At 67.1% G+C, this 4862-nt stretch carries 7 protein-coding genes; 1 reads left to right on the top strand and 6 read right to left on the bottom strand.

Annotated elements, in window-relative coordinates; all coding sequences use genetic code 11:
- Positions 1-143: 143 nt before the first annotated feature.
- The 5 genes from GT030_RS19765 to GT030_RS19745 all read right to left on the bottom strand — a co-directional run bounded on the left by GT030_RS19765 (position 144) and on the right by GT030_RS19745 (position 3631).
- Positions 144-515 carry a hypothetical protein gene (locus tag GT030_RS19765; protein WP_161202241.1) on the bottom strand — a complete coding sequence of 124 codons (372 nt, stop codon included), beginning with the start codon at positions 513-515 and terminating at the stop codon, positions 144-146.
- A gap of 59 nt (positions 516-574) precedes the next feature.
- Entirely contained in the window at positions 575-784 is a 210-nt protein-coding gene (locus tag GT030_RS19760; RefSeq protein WP_161202240.1) for a hypothetical protein, read from the bottom strand.
- A gap of 62 nt (positions 785-846) precedes the next feature.
- Positions 847-1272 (bottom strand): hypothetical protein, encoded by a 426-nt coding sequence (locus tag GT030_RS19755; RefSeq protein ID WP_161202239.1) that lies wholly within the window; start codon positions 1270-1272, stop codon positions 847-849.
- Positions 1273-1489: 217 nt separating this feature from the next.
- Positions 1490-2713 (bottom strand): three-Cys-motif partner protein TcmP, encoded by a 1224-nt coding sequence (gene tcmP, locus GT030_RS19750; RefSeq protein ID WP_161202238.1) that lies wholly within the window; start codon positions 2711-2713, stop codon positions 1490-1492.
- A gap of 90 nt (positions 2714-2803) precedes the next feature.
- Positions 2804-3631 carry a phage Gp37/Gp68 family protein gene (locus GT030_RS19745; protein ID WP_202460300.1) on the bottom strand — a complete coding sequence of 276 codons (828 nt, stop codon included), beginning with the start codon at positions 3629-3631 and terminating at the stop codon, positions 2804-2806.
- 409 nt (positions 3632-4040) lie between these two features.
- Between GT030_RS19745 and GT030_RS19740 the strand changes: the two genes are divergently transcribed.
- Positions 4041-4199, top strand: coding sequence for a hypothetical protein (locus GT030_RS19740; RefSeq protein WP_161202236.1), 159 nt, complete (start codon positions 4041-4043; stop codon positions 4197-4199).
- A gap of 378 nt (positions 4200-4577) precedes the next feature.
- On the opposite strand, the gene GT030_RS19735 is transcribed toward GT030_RS19740, so the two are convergent.
- Positions 4578-4862, bottom strand: a 285-nt coding sequence (locus tag GT030_RS19735; RefSeq protein WP_161202235.1) for a DUF4913 domain-containing protein, incomplete at its 5' end; no start/stop codon positions are given.

Genomic DNA, 4862 nt, shown 5'->3' with positions numbered 1-4862 from the left:
GTGGTGCCGAGGGGCGGGTTGATGACCTTGAACAGACGGGACTTCATGCTGATCCTCTCCGGACGGGGCCGCCCGGAACGGGCCTCCCTTCACCCCCTAGTTCGCCGCGCGGCCGGGGAGACAGGGATTCCGCCGGAGTCTTTCTAGGCGGCGGTGAGAGGCTCGTGCTTGAGGGCCTGACGCGCGGCGACCAGGTCGGCTCCGGCGTTCCGGCACTTGCCCCACCAGCGGTGGGTGTTCACAGCGGCCGTGGCGTCGAGCAGTGCGCCGCGCAGCTCGTCGTACTTGGCCACCTGGTCAGGCGTCCAGCCGTCCGTGGCGGGCCGCCCGGCCCACTCCTTGCCCCGCTCCTGAACCGCCTCCCAGCCGGGGTGGGGCTCTCGGGACCAGGGGAGGGTCTGCTGGTAGTCGTGCAGCTCGGCGTACAGGTCGGCGGCCAGGTGCTGGGCCTCGCGGAGCTTGTCGGGGAAAGCGAGCGGGTCGAACGGGCTGGCCTCGGGGGTGGGGGCGGTCATGCCCTGGAGCCTAATACCGTGCCCCGACAGAGCTGAGGCGCCATGGCGGGGGGGGGCGGCTATGCCCAGACGTCGATGCCGGCGCCGCGCCACTCGATCCCGTCCCACGCGAGCACGTCCAGCTCATCCCACCCCTCCAGACCGGCACGCTGGAGAAACACCGTCAGATCGTGCGCGGACCAGGCCGTGCCGACGAACTCGTCGTTCACGGTCACCCGGCGGCCCCCCGTTTCACCGGGTGGGTGGACGACGACGCGAGCTGGTGCCATGGAGCCAGCGTGACCCGCGCCCGGCGCCCCCGCACGTCGGTGTCACGCTCGTCCCGGGTTCGTCAGTGCCAGGAGGTGCAGGCGCGCAGGCGGCCGCCCTTGGCGTCGGCGCAGGCCCGGGCTTTGTAGCCCAGTCCGTCGTAGACCGCCGAGTCCTGGCCCATCGAGACCATCCCGTCGCCCCGCGCCGTCTTGCGGCCCAGGGTCTGCGTGCGGCCGCCGTGCCGACGCTCAAGCCATAGATGGCCACCGGTACCCATATACCCGGCGGCGAACGCCGCGTCGTGGCCGTGCTGCTTCTGAACGTGCAGATTGACCCGCACTTGCCCACGCACGGCCATGAGGCACACGTGGTCCCCCGAGAGACGGAATTCCCCGCACAGGGGGCGCCGTACGGCGTCCGTCGTCGCGGACGCCGACGCAGCGGCGGGCAGGGCGACGGATGCCGCGAGCACGGCAACGGCCAGATTCCTGATCATGTTTCCCATGCCCGACTTAACGGTCAGTCCTGGCTGGAGTCACTCAGCCCGGATCGCTCAGCAACCGGTGCCGGACATACGCAGGAGAGGCTCGGGGCAGCAACGGAGGTAGTCCATGCCCCAGACGGCACCCACCGGCTCCACGGCATGGCTGATGCGGGTGGCCGCCGGGAGCCCCGGGCCCCCGCTTCCTCGGTACCGCCCGGCGCGGTCAGCGCTCCCGAGATCAGCGAGGCCGAGTGACTCGAAGCTGTCGGACCTCACCGACACCGTTGCAGGTGGTCTTGCCGGATTTGTAGAGCTCCTTGATGGCTGCCCGGACGTGGAGGGCTCGGGCCTCGCCGAGGACACCGGCCATCACCTGAGCTTGGTGGTGGTCGACTATAAAGTCACCGTGTCTGTCGAGTAGATCTTCTACGTTCTGCATGATCCTCTTGATCCACTGCGCTTTACGTTCTTGTTCTTCGGCCTCGAAGGTGTCGATGGGGTCGAAGAGAGTGTCGGAGCGGGCCGGCGGAATGCAGGCACGGCGCCATTCGACCTGGGCCAGGCTCGCCGCCTCGCCGAAGAGCCACATGCCGTCCTTGTGTCGGCTGAAGTGGACCAGATGGTAGGCGACCTGATGATGAGCCCGGTTGCGTACCTCGACGGTCCACGACCCGGCACGCACAGCCTTGCCAACTCGCTGTGCGAAGCCCTCCGTGATCCGGTTGACGGCTTCGGTGTTATTGGCGGAGTCCAAGAACTCCTTGCGCCACCAGTCCCCGCCACACGCGGCGTCCATGGCACTGAGGGTCGCCGGTTTGCCGGGGCTGTGCTTTGTACTGGTTAGCAGTCCGCCGATGCGCCGAACGGCGTTGGCGTTGAAGTTGAGCAGTACCTCGGTGGCGTGGCGGCCGGTAGAACCCTGTCGGGTGCGGCTTCCGAAGACCAGGTCGGTCAGCGCTTCGAAGCTGACGCCCAGGCCGAAGGGGTCGAGGAAGGCGAAGAGCGGTGCTCCCTCGGCTGCGGTCAAGACATGCTTGAGATGCTTCTCTACCCGACCCTGCAGCGCGTGGGCGGCAAGTCCCTGTTTCTGCGCTTCGCCGACGAGGGTCGACAGGGACCGGAAATTGTTCCTGCTCCGCTCCACGAAGTAGCAGTCCAGCTGACGGAACTCGGCAATCTGGGCCGCGGACTCCAAGATAAGTGCGGGCGATCCGGGGGTGCCGTCTTCGTACCGGCCCGGGCCGGCGTAGCCGTCTAGGTAGACGACCCTGCCGTCGGGGGCGTACTTGCCGACTTTGCTGGCGAAGGGGACGACGTAGGAGCGCAGGATCGCGTGCTTGAGGACAGCCGCGGCTTTCTTGCTGACGAAGAACGGGCTGCTGGTATCGGTCCCGTCCTCTCCGGCGCTCTCACCGCTGAGATTCAGTACAGCGTCATCGAGCACCACTTCAGGTTCGCCCAAGATCCCGCCTCCTTGTCCGGAGAGAATGCCTGCGACAAGTTTGCGGTGGGTGAACCCGCTGCGTATAGGTATTGACCGAACAGGCGGCGGTCAGACGGCGGCCGTGAGCGGCAACTGGTCCCAGGTCCGGCCTTCGAGCGTGCGGCCGCCCGCCTTCGGGGTGTAGCCGCCCCACTGCTTGAAGAAGAACGCCACGTTCTCCTCTACGCACTGGTCTCGGATCGCCGTGACCCAGGCCGGGTCCACCGCTCGGTGATTCGCCCCGGACTCGCCACCGGCGATCACCCAGTGGATGCCGTCCAGGCACAGAGCGTCGAGCGGGCCGAGGAGAGGTTCGCAGGACAAGAACCGTACGGCGGCCGGCACCTGCCGAAGGTCGTCCACGCGCGGCAGCTCCTTTGCCGTCTCCACCGAGACACCCACCCACAGGTTGGCTGGCCACTCAAGTCGGTCGGCTACCTGCCGCAGACGGCGCGCGCGCTTGGTCAGCACTTGGTAGGTGTGCTGTGGTGTGTCGGCCATGACCTCGAACACACGACGCACGAAGGGGAGGGGGACGCGTGCATGGAAGAGGTCCGACATGGAGTTCACGAACACGGTCCGCGGACTCTTCCAGCTGTACGGAATACGCAGGGAATCGGGGTGAACGGTGAGGTCGAACCCAGGGCCCGAGGTTCGAGGGTCGCCGTCGTTCTGGTACTTGGCCGCTCCCATCGCCTTTAGACGCTTCGCGAGGGTCAGCGCATAACAGTTGTCGCACCCGGACGAGAGACGGTCACACCCGGTCGTCGGGTTCCAGGTCGCCTCGGTCCATTCGATGGAACTCCGGTCACTCACTGGTTCGCCTCCGTCTCGCCCGCCCGTTCTGGCACCCGGCACCGCTAGGGCCGATCCGCGGCGGCATCGCCATCCAACCATCCTCGCGCCCCCCCAGGTTGCGGAAACGGAAGCTGCCCCGTACGACGACCCTCTGCACCACAACGTGTGAGTCCCGGAGACCCGAAGTTCGGGACTCCCTTCATGCGCAGTGCACACGAATCTGACCACCCATCGGTGCACCACTCAAAATTGTGGTCCATCCCTAAATAGAGGGGTAGAACATTCTGCCACATTCCACCATCACGCCAGGTGAGAGCGGGTTCTGACCGCCTCTCAGGCTCCGCTCGAATCCCACATGTTGTGGTTGATCTTGGCCCTAGAGCCGTAGGCCGTACTAACCCCCATCTATGCTGGGTGTCAGTTCCTCCGAGGCGTCCGCCCGTTCTTCACCACCGGTGAAGGCCTGGCAATGCCTGCCGGGCTTCTTCGACGCCCCCGGAGGCGCTTAGTGGAAGGCAAGACGCCCGTCGAGAACGGAGACGAGCAGAACGACCAGGAGGCCGTCGAGCAGCGCCAGGAGCGGCGCAGGCTCGTCAAGCAGTTCCTGATCGACTGGTCGCCTGTCATGGCGGGACTCGCCGACCTCGCGGTGCGGCACTTCTCCTGACCAAGGGGCGGTGGACGCCGGTCGTAGCTGTTCGGGCAGCAGTAAGCCCGACCGGATGTTGGACGGCCGGGCTCACTGGCTGCATCGCGGATGGAGGGGCCTCGGATCTGGGATGCCGCCCAGTTCGGGGCCCTTCTGGGTCAAGCTTTATGTGTCATCCGCAGGTTCGATCGTACGCGAAATGAATAAAGAGTGCCGCTTCCGGCTCCGAGTATCCGGAGGCCGCAGCGAAGCCGATGGAGTGTGAAGCCTCCCGACTTCCGCTGCATCCCGGCGCCCAGGGGCAGCGGGCGGCCCCCGGCGCGAGAGCGCTCGGTCGCGGCGACCGGTGGCGGCCGCGAGTGATCGTGGTGAGAGGAAAACAGGCGGCTGTTGTGCTTAGGGAGTCTCCTGGCGCCAGGCGCTGGGCACGAGCCCGGGCAGCCGGTGAGCGATTTGGTGCTCGCCCTTGGTGCAGCCCTTGAAGGGGCCCTCGCTGCCGCGCAGCTCGCGCATGCAGGGGTCGAGGTGGTCGCGGTGCCAGATGGACGGTCCGGTGTAGCCGCAGGTGGTCGGGTCGGTGAGTTCCTGCCAGGCCAGCCACAAGGCGTGGAGCCGGGCGACGACGACGGTGTGCTCCATCCAGAGGTGACACCAGCGGGCGTCCGCCGACGGCTCGGCGAG

Origin of the sequence: Streptomyces sp. SID1328 (assembly GCF_009865595.1) — a bacterium.
Lineage (GTDB): Bacteria > Actinomycetota > Actinomycetes > Streptomycetales > Streptomycetaceae > Streptomyces > Streptomyces griseoluteus.
The sequence above is the reverse complement of the archived record's forward strand: the minus strand, read 5'-3'. Positions and strand labels throughout refer to the sequence as shown.

Bases quoted from the DNA above. Each gene is read 5' to 3' on its own strand.
- GT030_RS19765 (WP_161202241.1), bottom strand. From the start codon at position 515: ATGACCGCCCCCACCCCCGAGGCCAGCCCGTTCGACCCGCTCGCTTTC.
- GT030_RS19760 (WP_161202240.1), bottom strand. From the start codon at position 784: ATGGCACCAGCTCGCGTCGTCGTCCACCCACCCGGTGAAACGGGGGGC.
- GT030_RS19755 (WP_161202239.1), bottom strand. From the start codon at position 1,272: ATGGGAAACATGATCAGGAATCTGGCCGTTGCCGTGCTCGCGGCATCC.
- GT030_RS19745 (WP_202460300.1), bottom strand. From the start codon at position 3,631: ATGGTTGGATGGCGATGCCGCCGCGGATCGGCCCTAGCGGTGCCGGGT.